The sequence below is a fragment of the Paraburkholderia sp. CNPSo 3076 genome (assembly GCF_026343935.1).
In the GTDB taxonomy this organism is placed as follows: Bacteria; Pseudomonadota; Gammaproteobacteria; order Burkholderiales; family Burkholderiaceae; genus Paraburkholderia; species Paraburkholderia nodosa.
Genome location: NZ_JAPMAL010000005.1, coordinates 94,012 through 114,795 on the forward strand (window position 1 = coordinate 94,012; position 20,784 = coordinate 114,795).

Here is a 20,784-nt window from a genome sequence, read left to right on the forward strand (position 1 = left end):
GAAAAACACCATCTTGAATACCACAGCGTCATATTGGTATATTTCGTTCATCCGAACACCAACAACCGCGCTTCTCATGAAACCTGTAGCCGACCTGACCGCCGTGCGCGAGGGCGCAGCTCCCGACCAACCGGCAGCCGCGCCGCGCATGCGCGCGAGTCTGGCGAACGACGTTCGCGAGACGCTGCAGGCCGAGATTGAAACTGGCCAGCTCGCGCCTGGCATGCCGATCGACGAGCGCGCGCTCGCGGCGCGCTTCAACGTATCGCGCACGCCGGTGCGCGAAGCGCTTCAGCATCTCGCGGCGCGCGACCTCGTGGTGATCTCGCCGCGCCAGGGCATGACCGTGGCACGGCTCTCGATCGCGAAGGTGCGTTCGATGCTGGAGTACATCGGGGAACTGGAGGCGCTGTGCGCACGCTTTTGCGCGAGGCGCGCGAGCGACGCCCTGCGCGACGCGCTCGACCGCGCGCTGCTGGCGTGCCAGCAGGCCGCCGTGGAAGGCGACGCTGGCGAGTACGCACGCGCCAATACGCTCTTTCACGACACGATCTACGAAGGCAGCCGCAACGAGTGCCTCGCCGACCAGATTCGCGCGGCGCGCCGCCAGTCGGCGCGCTACCGCGTGGCCGACCTGCGCAACCGCAGCCAGATCAGCCGCTCTTTGCAGGAGCACTTCGAGATCGCCCGCGCCATCCAGGCCGGCGACGAAGCGAAAGCCGCCGAGGTGATGCGGCGTCACGTTCCCGCGGGCACGACCGGCTTTTCCGAATTCCTCGCCGCCGTGCCGCGCCATTTCTTCGACTTCGGCACCGACAAGATAGGCGGTCAACCTGATTAATCAACACGGAGACAACATGCCCCGCTCCATCGACGTCCCAGGCCTCTCGCACAACGCTCCGATTCCGGTGGGCGCACGCGTGTCCAACGTGCTGTGCTCGTCGGCGATCGCCGGCAAGGACCCGGCCACCGGCAAGCTCGCCGCCGGCCCCGCGGACCAGGCCCGCCTCGCGTTCGACAACCTCGAGCGCTTTCTCGACGCCGGCGGCGCGACACTCGCGGACGTCGTGAAGCTCACGGTGTACGTGAAAGACGACAGCGTGCGCGAGCACGTCAACGCGCACTGGCTCGCCTTCTGGCCCGATCCGGCACAGCGCCCCGCACGCCATATCGTCGTGCACGACCTGCAGCACGGCATGGCTCTCCAGCTCGAAGCAATGGCCGTCGCGTCCTGAGCGCGCGGCCTACTCCACCAACGTCAAACAACGTTAGCGCATCCCTCCATTCATTGAGAAAGGTTCCAACGTGATCATCGATTCCCACGCCCACGTCGTCATGCCCCCGCAAAGCTTCCGCTACATGGCGGAACTCATTGGCGGCCGCGCCAACCCGTCGACCAACCCGAACATCCCGGACGAAGCCGTGCGCAAGCAAGCCGAGGAACTTGTGCGCAGCATGGACGCCGTCGGCACCGACGTTCAGTTCATCTCGCCGCGCCCCTACCTGCAAATGCATTCGGTGAAGCCTGCGCGCGTGACCGAGTTGTGGACGCGTCACTGCAACGACCTGATCAAGCGCTTCGTCGACATGTTCCCGGACCGCTTCCGTGGCGTGGCCGGCCTGCCGCAGTTCATGAACGAATCGCCTGCTGAAAAATGCGTGGCCGAACTGACGCGTTGCGTGAACGAACTGGGCTTCGTCGGCACACTGCTGAACCCCGATCCGACCGAAGGCGAAGGCCCGGCGCCGGCCGGTCTCGGCGATCCGTTCTGGTATCCGCTCTATGAAGCGATGACGGCGCTCGACGTGCCCGCGCTGATCCATTCGGCAGGCAGCTGCAGTCCGCGCGAGTCGTACACGCTGAAGTTCATCAACGAAGAAAACATCGCGGTCATTTCGCTGCTCGAATCGGACGTGTTCCAGAAGTTCCCGAGCCTGAAGATTGTGGTGGGCCACGGCGGCGGCGCGATCCCCTACCAGATGGGGCGCTTCCGCTCGTGGGCCGTGCGCCGCAACCATCCTCAGACCTTCGACGAGCAACTTCGCAAGCTCTACTTCGACACCTGCAACTACTCGAAGGAGTCGATCGAGCTGCTGCTCAAGGTGGCAGGCACCGACAACGTGCTGTTCGGCACTGAAAAGCCGGGCACGGGCAGCGCGCGCGATCCGATCTCGGGCCGCGACTACGACGACATGAAGCCGGTGATCGAAAGCATCGAATGGCTCACGGAAGCGCAGCGCAAGAACGTGTTCGAGTGCAACTGCCAGCGCGTCTACCCGCGCGCGTTCCGCCACTATCAGGAGGCCTGACCATGGCCATGACCGCTGAAGAAAACGATCTGCTCACGCGCGTCGAAAACGGCGCACCGATGGGCGAGATGATCCGCCAGCATTACTGGATTCCGGCGGTACCCTCGGCAAAGCTCGCAGCGGACGGCGCGCCCGTGCTGGTACGCCTGCTCGGCACGAACTACGTGGCGTTCCGCACGACCGACGGCAAGGCCGGCCTGGTCGACGAGCTTTGCCCGCACCGCAAGACCTCGCTGATGATGGCGCGCAACGAGAACAACGGCCTGCGCTGCATCTTCCACGGCTGGAAGGTGAGCGGGGAAGGCCAGGTGGTCGAGGCGCCGAACCAGGTGGGCGACCAGGCGCAGTTCTGCAAGCGCGTGAAGACGAGCCAGTACGGCGTGGAAGAGCGCGGCGGCATCCTCTGGGTGTGGCTCGGCAAGGGTGATACGCCGCCGCGCTTCCCCGACCTGCCGTTCACGCAACTGCCCGCCGACCAGCGCTCGGTCACGAGCGTCGAAGTGCCGACCAACTGGGTGCAGGGCGTCGAGGCGTCGATGGATTCGTCGCACGTGGGCGTGCTGCACGAATCGACCACGCAGATCACGGCTGGGGGCGGCAACGAACGCATGCACATGACGAAGGCGCTCGCGCCGCGTCTGGAGTTCGAAGAGCGGCCGTACGGCTATCGCTACGCCGCGCTGCGCGATCTGCCCGACGAGAACGTCTATGCACGCGTGAACAACTTCGTGATGCCGTGGTACGGCATCATCTGCGCGCCGGACTCGAACGGCCCGAGCACAGTGTTCTTCTCCACGCCCGTGGACGACGTCACGCACCGCGCCTGGTTCGTGCACTTCAACCCTACGCGCAAGCTCGGCATGACGGTGATGTCGGCCACGCCCGATGTGTGGAACTTTCCCCCGCTGCCGCCCGGCACGCGCGAAACCGGCTTCGGCCAGAACCGCGATCTCATGAAGCGCGGCCACGCCACGGGCTTCCACCAGCACCTGGGCACCGAAGACTTCGCGATGTTCCTGGGCCAGGGGCCGATTGCGGACCGCACCACCGAACAGCTTTGCTCCGCCGATGGCGCCGTGCTGCGCGTGCGCGTGCTGCTGCTCAAGTCGGCGCGCGAGTTCATGGCGGGCAAGACGCCCACGCTCGCCGACAGCCCCGAGCTCGACTACTCGCGCGCGATCTCGATCGGCGGCGTCCTGCCGAGCGGCTCGGACTGGCGCTCGCTGACCGAAACCGCCTGAGCGCCACGTAGTCGCCCGCACAACACAGTATCTCCGGAATGACTTCGATGCTTGTCCCACTGCTGCTCACGCTGCGCGTCGCCGCGATCGACTCCCCGACTTCGCTCGTCAAGTCGTACACGCTCGAAGCAGCCGACGGCGCGCTGCTGCCCGGCTTCGAGCCGGGCGCGCACCTCCAGATCGAGATCCCGTCCGCGACGGGCAGCGCGCCGCATTGGCGTTCGTATTCGCTGATCCACCTCGATCCGTGCGTCGATCCGCGCGACGGCGTGCACGCCTACCGGCTCGGCATCCGCCGCGAGGACGAAGGCCGTGGCGGCTCGCGCCACATGCACGCGCTGGAAGTGGGCGCCACGCTCAACGTGCGCGCGCCGGTCAACCACTTCCCGCTCGCAGCGCCGCCGCGCGTACTGCTCATCGCGGGCGGCATCGGCATCACGCCGATCGTCTCGATGGCCAGCGCCCTCGCGGCCCAGCAACGCGAATTCGAGCTGCATTTCAGCGGCCGCACGCGCGAGGCGCTGCCTTTCGTCGACGAACTTCGCGCGCTCGCGGGCGAAAAGCTCGTGCTGCACGCCGATGACGATCCGGCCACGCGCCTCTCGGTCGACGCGCTGCTCGACGGCGCGCAGGTGAACCAGCCGATCTACGTATGCGGGCCGGCGGGCATGATCGAAGCGGTGCTCGCAGCGGCGCGCCAGCGTGGCTGGCACGAATGCGATCTGCACTACGAACTGTTTACCGAGGCTGCGCCCCAAGAAGGCGACGCCGCATTCGAAGTCGAGCTGAAGTCGTCGGGCAAATGCTTCACGGTGGCCGCCGACAAGTCGCTGCTCGACACCCTGATCGAAAACGGCGCCGACGTGATGTACGACTGCCGCGCCGGCTACTGCGGCCTGTGCACGACCAAGGTAAGCAGCGGCCAGATCGAGCATCGCGACGTCTATCTCTCCGAGGCCGACAAGGCGGCCGGCAAGGTCATGCAGGTTTGCGTGTCGCGCTGCAAGAGCGGCCGCCTCGTGCTCGACCTCTAACACTTTCAACGCAATTCAAGCGGAATTCAGAATGAGCGAAATCCTGGTTACTTATGAACTCGACGGCCCGGTCGCCCTCATCGGCCTGAATCGCCCCGACAAGCGCAACGCCATCAACGAAGAGGTGATCGCGCAACTGCGCGCCGCCATCATGCGCGCGGGCGAGGAAGCCGACGTTGGCGTGCTGTTCGGGCACGGCGGCAACTTCAGCGCCGGTCTCGATTTGCGCGAAGCGCTTTCACGCGCGACCGGCGAGACCGCAGCCCCGCGCAAGCGCCGCCGCCACTCGTGGCACGAAGTGTTCGACATCATCGCGCGCGGACCAATTCCGTTCGTCGCGGCGCTGCACGGAGCCGTGGTGGGCGGCGGCCTCGAGCTCGCCACGGCGGCACACGTGCGCGTGGGCGACTCGACGGCGTTCTTCGGCTTGCCCGAAGGCCAGCGCGGCATTTTCGTGGGCGGCGGCGGCACGGTGCGCATTCAGCGCGTGATCGGCTACACGGTCATGGCCGACCTCATGCTCACGGGGCGCCTGCTTTCCGCCGAGGAAGGCTTGCGCGAGCACGTCATCACGTATCTCACGCCGCCGGGCGAAGCGCTCGCCAAGGCGAAGGAACTCGCCGCGAAAGTCGCCCAAAACGCACCCGACACGAACTGGCGCATCACCAACCTGCTGCCGCGCGTGAACGATCTTTCGCACGAGGACGGCCTCTTCCTCGAATACATGAGCTCTAACATGGCGCGCTCCCCCGAAACCGCGAAGCGCCTGCAGGAATTCGTGGACGGCAAGGCTAAGCCGCTGGAGCGTCCCGACGCCCAGAAGACCCCGGCATAACGACAGCGTGAGGCGCAACGAATCATGAATGCAGCAAACGAACTGAATCCGCAGGAAGCGGCCGCGCGCGAAGCGGCGCTCGCGCACGTGAAGGCTGCCGAGAAGGCCGCCGCGCAAATCCCGGTCGGTGACGCTACGCCGCGCCCAGTCGCACAGGCCGCCGTGATCGGCGCGGGCACGATGGGTGGCGGCATTGCGATGGCGCTCGCCGCCGCGGGCATCCCCGTCACGCTGGTCGACGCGAACGAGGAAGGCCTCGCGCGCGGCCTCGCCCGCATTCGCGACAACTACGAAAGCAGCGTGAAGCGCGGCAAGCTCGACGCCGCCGTGCGCGACGAACGCCTCGCGCGCATCACGGGCTCGCTCTCGATCGCCGACGTGAAGAACGCCGACATCGTGATCGAGGCTGTATTTGAAGACCTCGCGCTCAAGCAGGGCATCTTCCGCGAGCTGGACCTGCACGCGAAGCCGGGCGCCGTCCTCGCCACCAACACCTCGGGCCTCGACATCGACGAGATCGCCACCATCACGAAGCGTCCCGCCGACGTGGTGGGCGCGCACTTCTTCAGCCCCGCGCACGTGATGCGCCTGCTCGAAGTCGTGCGCGCCGCGCAGACCGCTGACGACGTGATCGCCACGCTCATGGATCTGGGCCGCCGCATGGGCAAGGTTTCGGTGCTCTCGCGCATCTATCCGGGCTTTATCGGTAATGCGCTATTTCGCAACTACAACCGGGAAGCGCACTTCCTTGTCGAAGACGGCGCGCTGCCGCACGAAGTGGACGCGGCGCTCAAGGAATTCGGCTACGCGATGGGCATCTTCGCCGTGCACGACATGGCCGGCAACGACGTGGGCTACCAGACGCGCAAGGCGCAGATGGCGACGCGCCCCACCGACCGCCGATGGAACGATCTCATCATGAAGCTCGTGGAGATGGGGCGCCTCGGCCAGAAAAGCGGCAAGGGCTGGTATCGCTACGAGGCGGGCAGCCGCGAGCCGCAGCGCGATGCGGAACTGGAGCGCTTCATCGTCGAGGAATCGGGGCGCATGGGCATTACGCGCCGCCCGATTTCCGCGAATGAAATCGTCAAGCGCTGCGTGTACGGCATGATCAACGAAGGCGCGAAGCTGCTCGAACAGGGCATTGCGCTGCGCGCAAGCGACATCGACGTGGTCTACGTGACGGGCTACGGCTTTCCCGCGCGGCGCGGCGGCCCGATGTACTACGCAGACCAGATCGGCCTCGCGAACGTCTATCGCGACATCAAGCGACTCCATGAGGAGTATGGCTACTGGTGGAAGCCCGCACCGCTGCTCGAAAAGCTCGCGGCGGAAAACGGCCGCTTCGGCGATCTGTGACGCAACCTTTGTCCTGCAGGCGCCGCGCGTTCGCGCACGGCGGCCGTTACGCATGCGCCCGGGCGGGCAACGCTTTCACTCTTCGTCCTGCTCTCCGTCGCGCGGCTCGGCTTCGGCCGACGCCGTTTCGCGCGCGTGGCTCATCGGCGCATCGTTGAAGAACTCGGCCGGCAACGTGGCGAGGAACTCCGAGAAGCCCGCGTCGCCGCCGGGCGAATGCTGTGCCATGACCTCCTCGGCGGTCGCCTCGTCGCCCGAAAGAAGCGCTTGCGCGAGGCGCTGGTGGTCGGCGATCACCTTTTCCCGGCGGCTCGGCGCCAGAAACAGCTTGGGGCGGTAGCGTGAAATCAGGCGGCGGATCGCCCGGATCTGCTCGGCCAGGTAGTCGTTGTGACATGCCTGGCAAATTACCTCGTGGAATTCGGCGTTGCTGCGCGCAAAACGGCGGGCGTCACTCTGGTTCAGCGCTTCCACGCCTTCGTCGATCGTGCGCTGCAGTTCCACGCGCTGCTCGTCGTTCATGCGGCGGGCGGCCAGGCGCGCCGAAACGGATTCCAGCTCGTGCAGCAGTTCGAGCATGTTCCGCAACTGCGGGACCGTCATCTTTGTCACGAACACGCCCTGGCGCGGCACGATCTGCACATACTGCTGCGCAGCAAGCTGCTGCAGCGCCTCGCGTATGGGCGTGCGCGACACATTGAAGCGGGCGGCGAGCGCGCGCTCGTCGAGCGCCGCGCCCGGCACGAGTTCGCCTCGCTCGATTTCCGATTCCAGGAGCGCCTTGATTTCGGCCGAGCGGCTCAGTTTGGGTGGCAGACTCATTGAATGGCTGACAGTGGGATCAAAGGGCCATATCGGCGGCTCGCAACCGCCAATAGCGTTTAAAATTCATATGATACCGTGCAGGTATACCAAACGCCCAGCTGTGTGTTACCCCAATAAAAAGAATGACTGATTCCCCCAGTATCGGGCTTCGACGCACTCGCGACGCTGCCATCGCGAGAGCCGTGAGACGCCACAGTGGCCGCGGCGCGTTTGCGACAGCACGTGTTCGCATTGACTCGGCAGGGCGTCCGTGCACGAACGTCGACTCAACCCGCGCAAGCGAAATTGCATTCTCTTTGCCCCGGCTTGCCACCGCTCGCCTTGAGCGCGAATGCCCGCCAGGTCCATGAGACTTTGGCGGGCACGCGGATGAGTCAGCCTGAACTAGCCGAGGTTACTGAATAGGATTCCTAAAAAATGCGCCGACATCCAGAGATCCCAATCCAGCTGCCGGCGCGTCGCGAAATCTTTAGAAAGTGTGTCGAATACCGATCTGCATGGCCAGTTGGTTGGCCGTGGTCGATGCGAGGTTGCCGTACAGAGAACCACCCGCGCCCGGAACCGAGTACGGCGTCGAAACGAGGAAGCTGTCCGCGAACTTCTGCCCTGCGAACGCATGCTGGAATACACCGAACATGTAGACATCGGTGCGTTTCGAAAGGTGATAGTCCACGCCGGCACTGTAGAGGTTGTACTTGCCGAGGCGGTGCTGGTCTACATAAGTGAAGCCGCCACCTACCGTGAGCATCGGTGAGATCCTGTAGCTCGTGCCGACCTCGTAGGCATTTACCGTGACGACACCGAGCGGGCTCTTCGACGCATTCGTGTACGTGTACACACCATTTATCGACCACGCCTCGTTCAGGTTCACCATGCCGCCAACGGCGACCGTGTAGATCGATTCCGCGTCGAGCGCAACCTGTGCCATCGTGCCGACGCCGCGCGTTGCATTGCCCCCGTCCGTCTTTGTGATCACGGCAGCCATCGAATATGGTGCGTTGAAAGTGCCGGTCGGGCTGTACTTGATGCCGCCGCTAATTACCCGCGGGTTGCCGGTCGGCGTGCCGCCGAAGGCGCCCGCAATATTGCTGAAGCCATACATCACGCCCGCGCCGAAGCCATGCCAGTTAGGCGTTTCGTAGCGCACCATGTTGCTCACCGGCTCGCCCGCGAGGCGGTCGATGTCGTAGGCGCCGTGGAACGCGTATGAAGGCGCGAACTGAGCGACGTTCGTGTAATAGGAGATGTAGTCGTAGGTGAAATCGTAGTCGTAGCCGGCGATCAGCGTACCGAACCTGTCGCTCGACAGACCCACGAACGCGCGGCGTCCGAACAACGCGCCACCGTGGCCCGCAGCGCCGGTGTTCAGCGAAAAACCATTCTCCAGAGTGAAGATCGCCTTCAGTCCACCGCCCAGATCCTCCACGCCTTTCAAGCCCCAGCGTGACGCCTGGTTGATACCGTCATCCATTTTCCAGAGCGAATGACCGCCCGCGTTGCTCACATAGGTGAGGCCATTGTCGATGATCCCGTACAGCGTCACGCTGCTTTGCGCGTGCGCGCCACCCGCCACCACGGCCGCTATCGCGCCCGCCAAAAGCTTCTTCTTCACTTGACGATCTCCTGAAATTGCGGGCTTTAGCACCCGCTTTATTTACTGCTGCATTTCCGTCGGCCGCCGCCGGCTTCGAACTACTTGCTGCGAGAGAGGTGGCGCGAGGCGAGGAAGTAATGCACGGCCGACCATACGAGCGCCAGGCTGACCGCCAGCATCGCGTAGCGAATGCCGTAAGCCGAAGCGTCGTGACACGCTGATGCGAAGGGCCCCTGAACGGCGGCGACTGCGCCATGCGGACCGTGTGCGCCGCCCGCCGCACAAACCAGCTTGTACTGGCCTTGCGTGAACTGGCGTACCGCAAGACGATCGCTAAGGAATCCTACGGTTGTCGGCCCCAGGCCCTGACCCACCAGATTCATGAGCAGGAACACACAGGCCGACGCCGTGGCGCGCATGCGCGGTTCGACGATGCCATGCACGACAGCGAAGGTCGGGCCGTTCCACATGCTCAGCAAGATCGTGGCGCCGAAGATCAGCGCGACCGCGGCGGGCCATTGCTCCAGAGTGAGCGCGAATGCCACGAGCGGGAAGCCGATTGCCGTGCCGAGCGCGGGCACCCAGGCATACCAGCGGCGATTCTTCGCGCCCAGCGAATCGGCGAGCAGGCCGCCCAGCGGGTTGCCGAGAAGGCCGCCCACGCCGATCATGAGGCCGAAGATCAGACCAGCCTGCGCAAAGCTCAGGCCGTACACGCGGTTCAGATAGATGGGGATGAACAGGTTGACGCCGTACTGCGCGAAGCCGCCGATCACGGTGCCGAGCAGCATATGCACGAATGCGCGGCTCTTGAACAGAACGGCAAGCACATCGCTCAGCGGCGGCACGGGGGCCGCGGCGTGCGCACCGCCCTCCTCCGCCCCGCCACGCTTCGGTTCGCGCAGCGTGATCCAGGCAAGCAGCCCAAAAATGAGTCCCGGCAGGCCGACCACGAAGAACACTGGGCGCCAGCCCATGTGCTGGACCATCAAGCCGCCGCCTAGCGCGCCGGCAAGCACGCCGATGGGCGGCCCGAACGCATAGATGGAGAGCGCGCTTGCGCGGCGGCGCGGGCCGAACTGGTCGGAAATCAGCGAATGCGCGGTGGGCGTGCTGCCCGCCTCGCCAATGCCCACGCCAAGCCGGTAGAGCAGCAGTTGCCAGTACGCGCCAGCGGTGCCGCACAGCGCCGTCATGACCGACCAGGCGCCAATAGAAAGCGCGATCAGCACGACACGGTTGAAGCGCTCGGCAAGACGCGCGATCGGCAGACCCAACAGCGAATAGAAGATCGAAAACGCGAGCCCATTCAGCAAGCCGAGCTGCAGATCGCTCAGGTTCATCTCGATTTTCATCGACTGGCCGACGACCGCGATGATGATCCGGTCGACAAAACTCGATGCGTAGATCAGAACCAGGAGCAGCAGAAACCAGCTGCGGTACCAGCCAGCTTCAGACCGGGCTCCGATGTTCTGGGCTGTCAGTTCCTTCATTGTGGTGTCTCCGAGGTGAGCCTCAGTCATGCTTGGCTCGCCGTTTGTATGCCACAAAGCGTCTGTGGGATTTTTTATGGATTCTGTAGCATAATTTTTGGGCGCGCAAGGCTAACTCGTGTCAAAGGCATCCTCGTTTTCACTAGGGCGAATCATCTAATCAATGCAGCCGCCGGAGACCGGAAAAGTCACAGCGGGCCGCAAAGGCGCGCTGGCCAAGGCGCTGCCGGGCGCGAGGCGGCCAACTGCAAAAGGATGAAGAGGGTGAGACGCGACAAGCAGCAATTTGTTGCGCACGCAACGAATATGATCGACCAGCGTGTCACTCATCTGGTGCCATTTAAAGTTTTATGTTTGGTGCCGCGGATACTGCGAGTGGCGTGCCTGGTATGAGTCGCCAGTTTTTCCCGCGCAGGACTGTGGCAGGAATCCGGTTCCTGTAGCTACGTCTGGTCCACTGGACGAAAAACCAGCTCAATAACGTTCAGGTCGCTCTCGGCCGATTTGTCGCCGCAGGCACAAATGCAATGATTCATGCACGCTACGCTTGCAGCAGCAGCAAGTTATTTCGGCCACCGCCACGACGGTTCGGACAGATGTTGCGCGAAGTAATCGGAGAGCGCGGTTACCTTCGCGGGCCGCGCACGCGCCGAAGGCGTCACGGAGCTCCCATGGATGCGAGGGCCGGCCTTCGCGCTGCAGATATTGCGGCGACGCCACCACGTACTGCGAGACCGCACACAGCCGCCTCGCAACCAGCGACGAATCCGGCAGCGCGGCAATGCGCAACGCCGCGTCGAAGCCGTCAGCGACGAGATCGACGCTCGCATCGGAAAGATCCCGGACGCTGACCATCAACGCTCAAGACGCCCCGGCCAGCCCGAGGCAAACGACCGTACACGCCGCCCGCCCTGCGGGCTGAAGTAATGCGCCGGGAGCCCGTCGCCGGGCGGCTCAGTATTCGGTGATGCCCGATATGGCATGACGGGGCGAATCGCCATTGACTCGCCTCGAGGTCAGACAAGGCAAGTGCTGTGCCAGTGCGTTCCGCCCATCGCCGGCCTGGGTATCGCTGCACGGCGGCGCAGCTCGGTTCTGGTGCGCAATAGCACCCAGGAGGATCATGCTGCACTACAGCGCACTGCCCGGCGCCTTGTCGTAACGACGCCGGGTTTCTGGCACGCACGAAGCACATACGCTACCGCGGTCGAGCACCGACTTGAGTGCCGCGTGGACTGCACCCTGAAACGATTGCTTCCACGAATTGCGCCTCGGCGACCAGCCTGCAATTGCGGACGATGAGCGCGTGCCGCACGCGCGGCCCCTCGGCGAACGCACTGTGTCGTGGGCTGGGCATCGCACAGGCGCGCAAGCAGATCCATCGAGCCAATAACTTACGTCAGAAGTCGAGACTGAACAGCGTCTACACACGGCGGCGGCAGGGAACCCGCGCGCCGCCTGGCGCATGAAGAAGGCGACACCCGAAGCCCCATTCCCCCTCCCTGCAGGCCCCTCATGCGTTAATGTCGCGCTCGCTGGCGAGCCACGCTCGCCATCCACCAAATCCGGATATATCGGTTCCCGACAGCACGCCATAGGGTTCGCACAGGAAGCCGGTCACCCACGAGCCGTCCGACAGTTCGACCTTCCCCAGTACGAGCGGAGACGGCACGGTTGCCATGAACGAGCCCAACTCGACGCTCGGCATTTCCCAGACTTCGACGGCAACCCTGGCGCCGTTCTCAGCAACTCGCCACAGTCCCGGGCGTCTAGTGCCGTCCGCAGAAGCCGGCAGCGCGGCCAGCCGATAATGGGCTGCCGTATGCGTTACCTGCATCCGTTGCGCGCCTCGCGAAACCAGGTCCTTGTTCAGCGGCAGCCCTTGCATGTGAGCGCCGCACACCGCAACGCGAATCCGGTCGTTGGCCGCTACTCGTCGCGAGGAAGGCTCAGGGTAGCTTCCGCCAACGCATTCGATGCCACTCGCCGTTTGCAGCATATCGGCAACGCCCAACAGATACTGGTCGGTGAACGCGCGGCCGAAGACCGTTACGCCCCACGGGAGTCCGTTCTTCATGAACCCAGTTGGCGTGGCGACAGCCGCGTAATCCAGCAGATTCATGAAGTTCGTGTAGTAACCGAGCAATGAATTCGGCCCAATTGGGTCCTCTTCCAGTTCAGCCAGCGTCACAGGGCGCGGAAAAGTCGGCGTTAGTACGAAGTCCAATGAATCGACCACCGCATCGCAAGTTGCCTTCAACGCCTGCAGGCGATATTGCGCGCGAAACAGTTCAACCGCCGTCGTACCCGGCGCCTTGGCCAGGACGTCTCGAATGACAGGAAGCACAGCGTCTGGCGTCCAAGACATCAACTCGCCGGCCACGCTGTAACGCTCGGCAACCCACGGGCCCTGATAAAGGAGATTCGCGGCCTCGACAAAGGGTTCGAAATCAATCTCCACAGCCTCGCCACCTGCTGCTTCCAGCCGCGCACGAGCCTTCTCGAACAGTTCCGGACTCTCAGCGCATCCCGCGAATTCAAGCCTCGCCGGAACCCCAAACCGGAACGATGCTGGCGTGCCGAACGCGCCTGCCGTGTTCCACTGCGGGTTTTTGCGACTGTATGCATCGCGCGAGTCGGTTTGCGCGGTCAATGAGAGAAGCTCACTGGCCTCTTCAGCGGTGGCCGTGAAGAACGTCACGCAATCAAGCGTGCGGCAGGCCGGGACTACACCCGCCGTCGACAGGATGCCCCTGGTCGGCTTGAGTCCGATGAGATTATTCAGGGCGGCGGGCACGCGGCCGGACCCTGCCGTGTCGGTCCCGAGTGCGAAACTTGCCACGCCTAATGCGACGGCAAGCGATGAACCGGCGCTAGAACCACCCGACGGGTAGTCAGGTAGCACACTGTTGCGGCATTTTCCGAATGGCGAACGCGTGCCGTTCAGACCCGTAGCAAACTGATCGAGATTGGTCTTCCCAATCGGGATCGCGCCAAGCGCAATCAGTTGGCTGACGAGAGTCGCGGACTCCTCCGACGTATACGCAAAGTCGGGGCATGCGGCGGTCGTGGGAACTCCGGCAAGGTCGATGTTGTCCTTGATTGCGAACGGCACACCGTACAACGGCAGACGCTCAAAGTCTTGCTTCTCGAGCCAGTCAAGGTACGGCGCGACTTCGCTTTCGTCCAGAAGATGAATAAAGAGGTTGAACTCCAGATTCAGCGCGCTCGCCTTTCCGAGCAGTTCTGCCACAAGCTTGCGCGGCGTGAGGCGTCCATCACGATACGCGCTACGGAGCGTGGAAAGTCGCAGATCGAATGTCGGCATGGTTCTCTGTCCTTGTAATTAGTGACGGTCAATGACTGCGACTCGCTGCCCTGCGCGCACGGGCGCGCCAGGTGCCACGTAAATTTCGCCGACTGTCCCCGCACACGAGGCAAACACCGAGATCTCCATCTTCATCGACTCGATAATGAGCAGTACGTCGCCAGCGGCAACGACGTCTCCAGTCTTCACCTTCACCTGCCAGAGGCTGCCAGCGATTTCACAGTCCACCGGGACTTGTCCGTCTTTTAGCGGAGCCAGTTGGGCGTTCTCCAGATCCGGTGCCTCGCTTGCCTCTCCCGGGGTGCCCGCTTCGCGCCAACGCTCGCGCTCGGCCTGGAAGGCCGCTTTCTGTCGCGAACGGAACTTGCCAATGCTGACCGCTTCGCTCTCAAGAAACGCTTGATAATCCGGCAACGAGAGTTCCGACTCTTCAATCTTCAACGGATAACGCCCAAGCGGAAAATCAGCGCGGATGCGAAGCAGTTCGTCGGCCGACACTTCGTAGAAGCGAATCTGGTCGAAAAAGCGCAGCAAATAGGGCTGACCGGCGAAATCTGCGACCTTGCGATAGCGATTCCACATCTGCAGCGTGCGACCGACGAACTGATAGCCGCCGGGCCCTTCCATGCCGTACACGCAGAGATACGCGCCGCCAATGCCGACCGAGTTCTCCGCGGTCCAGGTACGGGCCGGGTTGTATTTGGTCGTCACAAGGCGGTGACGTGGATCGAGCGGTGTCGCAACGGGTGCGCCCAGGTAGACGTCACCGAGGCCCATCACGAGATAGCTCGCGTCGAAAACGATCTCTTTTACGGCTTCGATGGACTCGAGGTCGTTAATCCGGCGAATGAACTCCAGGTTGCTCGGGCACCACGGCGCGTCTTTGCGCACCGTGGTCATGTATTTTTCAATCGCGAGCTGGCACGCCGGGTCATCCCAGGAGAGCGGAATGTGAACGACTCGCGACGGCACGCGCAGATCCTTCTTCAGCAAGACCTGCTCCCACGCCTGACGTACAACGTCCAGCAATTGCACGAGCGCCAGTTGCTCCGGTCGATAGTGAATCTGGAGAGAACGGATGCCAGGCGTCAGATCGATAACGCCGGCAAGCGCCGTGGCCTCGAGAGACTGCATGAGCGCGTGCCCACGAAAGCGCGAGACGAGGTCCAGCTCGGCAGGTCCAATTTCGAGCAGCAGGTGCGTGTCGCCGGACATGCGCGCCACGAGCCGCTCGCCGCCCGAACCCATGTCGAGCACGATCGGTGATGTGAGGGACGACCGTCTGCAGATCGGCGCGCTCGACTCGACCTCGAGACTGTCCAGTTCGCGGGCGCGTTGACGTGCGGCTTCACGCGCCTCTTCCACCTCCACCGGAACAAAGCGGATCTTGTCGCCGGCCTTCAACTGCCCGATGTGCCAGAGGTCGGCCTCGATGATCGTGACCGGACAGACGAAGCCGCCGAGACTCGGCCCATCGGGTCCGAGAATCACTGGCATATCGCCGGTGAAATCGATCGCGCCGACCGCATAGGGATTGTCGTGAATGTTCGATGGGTGAAGCCCCGCCTCGCCGCCGTCTTCGCGCGCCCACTCCGGTTTCGGCCCGATCAGGCGAACACCGGTACGGCTCGAGTTGAAGTGAACTTCCCAGTCGGTGTCGAGGAAGCGTTCGATGTAGCGGGAGCTGAAGTACTCAGGCGCGCCATGTGGACCATAGATCACACGGATGCTCCGAACCTCTTCGAGCTTCGGCACGTCGTTGAGCGTCTTGCCAGCCCGCGAGTTCTCGAGTGTATAGAGGTGAAGCACGTCCCCCGCGCGTATTGCGCGGCCGCCATGTCCGCCGAACTGACCGAGCGTGAAGGTGCTACGGCTGCCGAGATACACGCCGACGTCCAAACCGCCGCGTACGCACAGATAAGCGCGTGCGCCGGCGCCGCGAATGGTGCCGAGCGACAACGTCGAGCCTGCCGGGACAGGGAGACTCGTATTCAACGGTTGCTTGACGTCGTCGAGCAGTACGGGAATTTCTGCCCCCGTGATGGCGACGACCGCGTCCGTATTGAAACGCAGCGTCGGGCCGCTCATGGTGATTTCGAGCGCAGCGGCATCCGGGGCGTTGCCAAGCAGGCGGTTGCCCAGCCGCATGGCGCGGTCATCCATCGGCCCGGAAGGCGGAATGCCGACTGCCCAGTATCCCTGGCGGCCGGGGAAGTCCTGTACCGTCGTCTGCGTACCGCCGCTGACGACTTCGACCGTACTGGCCTGGTACTTGAGTCCCTCGAGGCACCGGGTCCATGGCTCGCCCGATGCAAACGGCTTGTCGTCCAGGATCTGACGCAGATAGTCGCGGTTCGTCTCCACGCCGTAAATGCGCGTGTTTTCGAGCGCGTCATTTAGCGCGCCGCGGGCCTCGTCGCGAGTCGGAGACCAGGCGATCACCTTGGCGAGCATGGGGTCGAAGTACGGCGGCACTTCGCAACCGGCTTCAATCCACGTGTCGATGCGAAGCGCGCGACCGTCGGCTTGCGGGAACACAACGTCGGTCAGCAGGCCGGGGCTCGGCTTGAAGTCCCGACCGGGATCTTCCGCATAGAGCCGTGCCTGAATCGCATGGCCGCGCGGCGTCAGGTTCGCTGCGAGTTCCTGCAACGGCTTGAGCGTGCCCGCTGCCAGCTCGATCATCCACCGCACGAGGTCGACACCCCACACCTGCTCGGTAACGCCATGCTCCACCTGCAGGCGCGTGTTGACTTCGAGGAAGTAGAACTGCCCGGCTGCGCTGTCGTACACGAACTCGACAGTGCCAGCGGAGCGATAGCCCACCGCCTTCGCGAGCTTCACCGCAGCCGCACAGAGTGCCCCGGAAATCCCATCCGGCAAGCACGGTGCGGGCGTTTCCTCGAGCACTTTCTGGTTGCGCCGCTGCACGGAGCAGTCGCGCACGCCGAGTGCGATGGCATCGCCCTTGCCGTCTCCGAAAACCTGCACTTCAAGATGTCGTGCCCGCTCGATGTACTTTTCGAGGAAAACGCCGGAGTCGCTGAAATTGTTTTCGCCCAGTCGCTTCACGGCTTCGAAATGCGCACTGAGTTCGGCCGCGTTCCAGCACACACGCATGCCGATACCGCCGCCGCCGGCCGTGCTCTTCAACATCACCGGATAGCCGATCCCTTCTGCCGCTTCCAGCCCGGCCATCAGGTCACCGAGCAAGCCGGTGCCCCTGAGCATCGGCACGCCTTCCTTCTCCGCGATTTCACGCGCCGTGTGCTTCAGGCCAAAGGCACGCAGCTGCGCGGGCGTGGGCCCGATGAACGCAATCCCTGCCGCTTCGCAAGCCTCGCCAAAGGCAGCGTTCTCGGACAGGAATCCATACCCCGGATGAATGGCCTGCACGGCCTCGCGGCGAGCGATCTCGAGGATTTTATCCGTGTCGAGATAGGTCATCGCGGCGGGGCCATCGCCCAGGCAGTGCGCGATGGGCGCCTCGCTCACATGACGGCTCGCTCTATCCGCCTCGGCAAAAACGGAGACTCCGGTGACATCGAGTTCGCGCAGCGTTCTCAGAATCCGGCACGCGATAGCGCCACGATTGGCGATAAGAATCTTCTCGAACATGGGAGAAATCTTGATTCAGGGGCGGGCCGTCCCGCCGTGGGAGATGCGAGCCGCGGTCGTCCACGGCCGTATTCGCGTCAGCGATCTGCCTGAGTCAGCGCTTCGCTGGTAAGCGTGAAATGACGTCCCGCGCGCACGAGCATGACGAACGAGATCCAGCTGCGCATACGCTTCAGTCCCATATCAGGAGTTCCGCTGGCGTCGGGTTATAGGCGTTGCACGGATTGTTCAACTGAGGGCAGTTGGAAATCAGCACAATGACGTCCATCTCGGCACGCAGTTCGACGTACTTCCCCGGTGCGGAAATGCCGTCTTCGAAGCTGAGCCCCCCTTCCGCCGTCACGGGCACATTCATGAAGAAGTTGACGTTCGCGCCAATGTCCTGCTTCGAGAGGCGGCCGTCATGTGCGCAAGCGCGCAGGAAGTTGTCGCGGCAGCTGTGCATATAGCGCTTTCCCAGCGCATAGCGCACGGTATTGCTCTCCTGTGCGCAGGCGCCGCCGAGCGTATCGTGGCGTCCGCAGGTATCCGCAACGACGGTCAGCATGGGATTGCCGAGATTCGAGTACAACACGGAGCCCGCCGTCAGGTAGAGCCTCTTCTGACGACGCAAGGTGCGTTGTGGGTCGAAGCGCTCGCGCGGGTTGGCGACGCTGTAGAACAGGGTATCGACCGCCTGGTTGCCTTCCAGATCGACGATGCGCAGTGTCTGGCCCGCCCTCACCTCGTGAAGCCAGGGCTCACCCGCAGCCACCGTCTCACGGTAGACCGCGCTCTCGGGCTGTTTGTCGCTGACGACAAGCGTGCTCATCATGAAGTCGCCTCCGCTCAAAGAAAGAATCGCTCGGTGTTGATAAAACCGCGCACGTTTTCCTCGCATGCGGTACGACATACTTCGGCCACGCTGGGCAGCGCCTCGCTCAATTCGAGTTTCACCGCTTTGGGCGCATATTCGGGGTTCGGGTCAAGCGGGTGTTGAATCGCGGTGAGCACGACAAGCGTGTTCATTGGCGCATACAGTTCAACGTAATCGCCGGCCTTCGAGTTGTTGCTCACAAAATTTAGATCTCCAACGCTAGTGACATCGACGCGGCTGAAAAGATTGAGCGTCATCAGCAGGTCTGATATCTCAAGCCCCCATTTGCCCATCTCGACGAGCAAATTGTCCGTGCCATTCCGGTAGAACGCGTTGCGCAGTTCCTGATAGCGGCCAGCACCATACCGCGCCGTGACCTCCCCGGCGTTCGAGACGCCGCCAATGCTGTCATGCCACCCGCACGTGTCGTCGACGATGGCAGCGAGAACACGCCCCATATCGGAGTACAAACAATGACCCGTCGTGAGCTTTGCGGTGTGCTGGCACTTCAGCGAATCCGGGAGGTTCAGTCGCTCGCTCTTCTCCGTTGCATTGACCATCATGACGCTGACATTGGCGCCACCGTGCAGGTCAGTCACGCGCAGAGATTGCCCGCGCTTCACGATGAGCGAGGTATGGCCCCCGCCCGGTACGGTTTCTTCAAGCAATAACTTCATGTTCGAATTCCCTTCATGAAACCACTTCGATGCTGGGCGCGCCTTGAACCGCCGCGCGCGCCAGATGCACCGCGGACACCGATTCGCGGCTGCGGTCGAGTGGAATGTTGTAGGTAATACGGGCTCCGTAGGCGCCCGGGGCGTGGGGGTCCACGCGTACCTTGTCGAAAACCAGCACACGGCTTCCCAACGTGAAGCCTTCTTTCAAGTCATGCGTAACCATGAAGATGGTTAGCTTCGCTTCACGCCACAGATCCGAGAGCAGTGCGTGCATGTCCTTGCGGATACCGGGGTCGAGTGCACCAAACGGCTCGTCGAGCAGGAGGACGCGCGGCTTCATCATCAACGCCTGCGCAATGGCGAGGCGTTGTTGCATACCACCGGAGAGTTGCTGCGGATATTTGTTCAAGGCCGCACCGAGTCCCACCCGCTCGAGCATTGCCGCAGCCTCGTCTCGCGCGGCGCGCCGTTGCGCTCCGAAGAGTCTGCCCGTGAGCTTCGCTTTCGGAAGCTCAAGTCCCAGCATCACGTTGCGCAATACGCTAAGGTGCTCGAACACCGAGTAGCGTTGGAACACCACGCCACGATGGGCATCCGGTTCGCCGGGCAGCGGTTGACCGTCCAGCAGGATCTCGCCGCGCGTCACTTGCTCCTGACCGAGCAGCAGTCGCAGAAATGTCGACTTTCCGCAGCCGGAAGCGCCGACCATGGAACAGAACTCGCCCTCCTGGATCGTCAGATTCAAACGTTCCAGAACCACCTGGCCGCCGTACTCTTTCCATACATTGCGGACTTCGATCATCGTCCACCTCCGCCGTACCAGGGGAACGACCACTGCGTGATCCGGCGAAGCAGTTCATCGGTGAGCCACGCGAGCAGCGTTATCCAGGCGACGTACGGCAGAATCAGGTCCATGGAGAGGTAGCGGCGCACGAGGAAGATTCGGTAGCCAAGGCCATCCGTCGACGCGATCGCTTCCGCGGCGATCAGAAACAGCCATGCAGCCCCGAGCGAGAGACGCATCGCCACCAGCAGGCGCGGCAAAAGTTGGGGCAACACCAGACGCAGAATCACCGTCCAGCTCGTGGCCCCCAAGGTCTGGGCCTTGACCCACAGCTCAGCGGGAATATCGCGGGCGCGAGCATGCAGGTCGCGAACGATCATGGGTGTAATGCCGAAAACAATGAGCACGACCTTGGATAGCTCATCGAGCCCGAAGACAATGAAAAGGATCGGCAGGACCGCCAGCGGAGGCACCATCGAGACGACGGTGATGAATGGCGAGAGCGTTGCGCTGACGAGCGGAAACGAGCCGGTGGCGATAGCGGCCACCAGTGCAATCACCGCGCTCACGACGAGGCCGATACCCAGTCGTCGCAAACTCGAGAGGGTGTCGTCCCACAACAGATATTCACCCGTGCGCTTGTCTTCGGTAAATGCGACCGCCTTCACGGCATCGCTCATTTGCACCGCGCCCGGAAGCAGCTTGTCATCGGGATTGAGCTTGAGCCGCGCCGCAGACCCCGTGAAATACACGGCAAACAGTACGACGAACGGCAGCAGGAGCAGCATCATGCTGCCGATTCGGCTCGGATGTCGATTGATGAGTCGCAT

General features: G+C 63.3%; 16 protein-coding genes and 1 pseudogene. 7 read left to right on the plus strand and 10 right to left on the minus strand.

Annotated features, from left to right (window positions below):
* Window positions 1-76: 76 nt before the first annotated feature.
* From M3A49_RS07640 to M3A49_RS07670, 7 genes are all read left to right on the plus strand, one after another.
* Window positions 77-841 carry a GntR family transcriptional regulator gene (locus tag M3A49_RS07640; RefSeq protein ID WP_266228165.1) on the plus strand — a complete coding sequence of 255 codons (765 nt, stop codon included), beginning with the start codon at window positions 77-79 and terminating at the stop codon, window positions 839-841.
* 16 nt (window positions 842-857) lie between these two features.
* A complete protein-coding gene (locus tag M3A49_RS07645) occupies window positions 858-1,235 on the plus strand; it encodes a RidA family protein (protein ID WP_254354379.1) in 378 nt (125 codons plus the stop codon).
* 70 nt (window positions 1,236-1,305) lie between these two features.
* Window positions 1,306-2,310: an amidohydrolase family protein gene (locus tag M3A49_RS07650; RefSeq protein ID WP_254354380.1), complete on the plus strand. Its 1,005-nt coding sequence runs from the start codon at window positions 1,306-1,308 to the stop codon at window positions 2,308-2,310.
* A gap of 2 nt (window positions 2,311-2,312) precedes the next feature.
* Window positions 2,313-3,551 carry a Rieske 2Fe-2S domain-containing protein gene (locus M3A49_RS07655; RefSeq protein ID WP_266228166.1) on the plus strand — a complete coding sequence of 413 codons (1,239 nt, stop codon included), beginning with the start codon at window positions 2,313-2,315 and terminating at the stop codon, window positions 3,549-3,551.
* A 47-nt stretch (window positions 3,552-3,598) separates the two neighbouring features.
* The gene (locus tag M3A49_RS07660) at window positions 3,599-4,585 is read left to right on the plus strand and encodes a PDR/VanB family oxidoreductase (protein ID WP_266228167.1); all 987 of its coding nucleotides are present in this window, start codon (window positions 3,599-3,601) and stop codon (window positions 4,583-4,585) included.
* Between the two features lie 31 nt (window positions 4,586-4,616).
* Window positions 4,617-5,420: a crotonase/enoyl-CoA hydratase family protein gene (locus tag M3A49_RS07665; protein ID WP_266228168.1), complete on the plus strand. Its 804-nt coding sequence runs from the start codon at window positions 4,617-4,619 to the stop codon at window positions 5,418-5,420.
* 24 nt (window positions 5,421-5,444) lie between these two features.
* The gene (locus M3A49_RS07670) at window positions 5,445-6,779 is read left to right on the plus strand and encodes a 3-hydroxyacyl-CoA dehydrogenase (protein WP_266228169.1); all 1,335 of its coding nucleotides are present in this window, start codon (window positions 5,445-5,447) and stop codon (window positions 6,777-6,779) included.
* Window positions 6,780-6,854: 75 nt separating this feature from the next.
* On the opposite strand, the gene M3A49_RS07675 is transcribed toward M3A49_RS07670, so the two are convergent.
* From M3A49_RS07675 to M3A49_RS07720, 10 genes and pseudogenes are all read right to left on the minus strand, one after another.
* Window positions 6,855-7,601 (minus strand): GntR family transcriptional regulator, encoded by a 747-nt coding sequence (locus M3A49_RS07675; protein ID WP_266228170.1) that lies wholly within the window; start codon window positions 7,599-7,601, stop codon window positions 6,855-6,857.
* A 472-nt stretch (window positions 7,602-8,073) separates the two neighbouring features.
* Window positions 8,074-9,216: a porin gene (locus M3A49_RS07680; protein ID WP_266228171.1), complete on the minus strand. Its 1,143-nt coding sequence runs from the start codon at window positions 9,214-9,216 to the stop codon at window positions 8,074-8,076.
* An 80-nt stretch (window positions 9,217-9,296) separates the two neighbouring features.
* A complete protein-coding gene (locus M3A49_RS07685) occupies window positions 9,297-10,691 on the minus strand; it encodes a spinster family MFS transporter (protein ID WP_266228172.1) in 1,395 nt (464 codons plus the stop codon).
* 563 nt (window positions 10,692-11,254) lie between these two features.
* Window positions 11,255-11,528: pseudogene (locus M3A49_RS07690) on the minus strand (LysR substrate-binding domain-containing protein); the annotation flags it as partial.
* 676 nt (window positions 11,529-12,204) lie between these two features.
* Window positions 12,205-14,019: an allophanate hydrolase gene (gene atzF, locus M3A49_RS07695; RefSeq protein ID WP_266228173.1), complete on the minus strand. Its 1,815-nt coding sequence runs from the start codon at window positions 14,017-14,019 to the stop codon at window positions 12,205-12,207.
* A gap of 18 nt (window positions 14,020-14,037) precedes the next feature.
* Window positions 14,038-17,637: an urea carboxylase gene (uca, locus tag M3A49_RS07700; RefSeq protein ID WP_266228174.1), complete on the minus strand. Its 3,600-nt coding sequence runs from the start codon at window positions 17,635-17,637 to the stop codon at window positions 14,038-14,040.
* 172 nt (window positions 17,638-17,809) lie between these two features.
* The gene (locus M3A49_RS07705) at window positions 17,810-18,451 is read right to left on the minus strand and encodes an urea amidolyase associated protein UAAP2 (RefSeq protein WP_266228175.1); all 642 of its coding nucleotides are present in this window, start codon (window positions 18,449-18,451) and stop codon (window positions 17,810-17,812) included.
* A 14-nt stretch (window positions 18,452-18,465) separates the two neighbouring features.
* Window positions 18,466-19,170 carry an urea amidolyase associated protein UAAP1 gene (locus M3A49_RS07710; RefSeq protein ID WP_266228176.1) on the minus strand — a complete coding sequence of 235 codons (705 nt, stop codon included), beginning with the start codon at window positions 19,168-19,170 and terminating at the stop codon, window positions 18,466-18,468.
* 13 nt (window positions 19,171-19,183) lie between these two features.
* Window positions 19,184-19,972 carry an ABC transporter ATP-binding protein gene (locus M3A49_RS07715; RefSeq protein WP_254354392.1) on the minus strand — a complete coding sequence of 263 codons (789 nt, stop codon included), beginning with the start codon at window positions 19,970-19,972 and terminating at the stop codon, window positions 19,184-19,186.
* On the minus strand, window positions 19,969-20,784 hold the full coding sequence (locus tag M3A49_RS07720) for an ABC transporter permease (RefSeq protein WP_254354393.1): 816 nt from the start codon (window positions 20,782-20,784) through the stop codon (window positions 19,969-19,971). The genes M3A49_RS07715 and M3A49_RS07720 overlap by 4 nt, the downstream gene beginning before the upstream one ends.

Bases quoted from the DNA above. Each gene is read 5' to 3' on its own strand.
- M3A49_RS07675 (WP_266228170.1), bottom strand. From the start codon at position 7,601: ATGAGTCTGCCACCCAAACTGAGCCGCTCGGCCGAAATCAAGGCGCTC.
- uca (WP_266228174.1), bottom strand. From the start codon at position 17,637: ATGTTCGAGAAGATTCTTATCGCCAATCGTGGCGCTATCGCGTGCCGG.
- M3A49_RS07720 (WP_254354393.1), bottom strand. From the start codon at position 20,784: ATGCGACTCATCAATCGACATCCGAGCCGAATCGGCAGCATGATGCTG.
- M3A49_RS07660 (WP_266228167.1), top strand. From the start codon at position 3,599: ATGCTTGTCCCACTGCTGCTCACGCTGCGCGTCGCCGCGATCGACTCC.
- M3A49_RS07645 (WP_254354379.1), top strand. From the start codon at position 858: ATGCCCCGCTCCATCGACGTCCCAGGCCTCTCGCACAACGCTCCGATT.
- M3A49_RS07685 (WP_266228172.1), bottom strand. From the start codon at position 10,691: ATGAAGGAACTGACAGCCCAGAACATCGGAGCCCGGTCTGAAGCTGGC.
- M3A49_RS07655 (WP_266228166.1), top strand. From the start codon at position 2,313: ATGGCCATGACCGCTGAAGAAAACGATCTGCTCACGCGCGTCGAAAAC.
- atzF (WP_266228173.1), bottom strand. From the start codon at position 14,019: ATGCCGACATTCGATCTGCGACTTTCCACGCTCCGTAGCGCGTATCGT.
- M3A49_RS07640 (WP_266228165.1), top strand. From the start codon at position 77: ATGAAACCTGTAGCCGACCTGACCGCCGTGCGCGAGGGCGCAGCTCCC.
- M3A49_RS07715 (WP_254354392.1), bottom strand. From the start codon at position 19,972: ATGATCGAAGTCCGCAATGTATGGAAAGAGTACGGCGGCCAGGTGGTT.
- M3A49_RS07705 (WP_266228175.1), bottom strand. From the start codon at position 18,451: ATGATGAGCACGCTTGTCGTCAGCGACAAACAGCCCGAGAGCGCGGTC.
- M3A49_RS07710 (WP_266228176.1), bottom strand. From the start codon at position 19,170: ATGAAGTTATTGCTTGAAGAAACCGTACCGGGCGGGGGCCATACCTCG.
- M3A49_RS07670 (WP_266228169.1), top strand. From the start codon at position 5,445: ATGAATGCAGCAAACGAACTGAATCCGCAGGAAGCGGCCGCGCGCGAA.
- M3A49_RS07665 (WP_266228168.1), top strand. From the start codon at position 4,617: ATGAGCGAAATCCTGGTTACTTATGAACTCGACGGCCCGGTCGCCCTC.